The following is a 606-nucleotide window of genomic DNA, read 5'->3' on the forward strand; positions in this document are numbered from 1 at the left end:
TGGGCAACCGGGTTCACAGCCAACAATTGAACACTATACAACCCACAAAGATACCGATGAGTCGAACAATGTGACAACCATAACCAAAGATTCAACTGGTAATGTTACCAAGGTTACTAAAGTCTGGCATGATGGGAGTACGACCACGTATACCTATGATCCTAAGACGGGTGAACAAGAGGTTACGGAACAAAAGGATGGTAAGATCGTTAGTGAAAAGACAATTGAACCTGGCGATTCGACTGTGACCTTGCCAGATGGTAGTGATGTTGAAACGACGGTTGATGTAGGACAACCAGGTTCACAACCAACGATTGAGCATTATACGACTCACAAAGATATCGATGAGTCGAACAATGTGACGACCACAACCAAAGACTCAACTGGCAATGTTACCAAGGTCACCAAAGTCTGGAATGACGGGAGTACAACTACGTACACCTATGATCCGGCAACAGGTGAAGGGAAGGTCACGGAACAAAAGGATGGTAAGACCGTCAGTGAAAAGACGATTGAACCTGGCGATTCGAATGTGACTTTACCGGATGGTAATGGTGTTGAAACAACGATTGATGCTGGGCAACCGGGTTCACAGCCAACAATTGA

1 protein-coding gene is annotated in these 606 nt (G+C 45.4%); it reads left to right on the forward strand.

The window, feature by feature from the left end:
- Positions 1–70 precede the first annotated feature (70 nt).
- A partial coding sequence (locus HEQ50_RS12605) for a hypothetical protein (RefSeq protein WP_370520160.1) occupies positions 71–606 on the forward strand: 536 nt, incomplete at its 3' end.

The sequence above is a fragment of the Lactobacillus sp. HBUAS51381 genome (assembly GCF_012641095.1).
Lineage (GTDB): Bacteria > Bacillota > Bacilli > Lactobacillales > Lactobacillaceae > Levilactobacillus.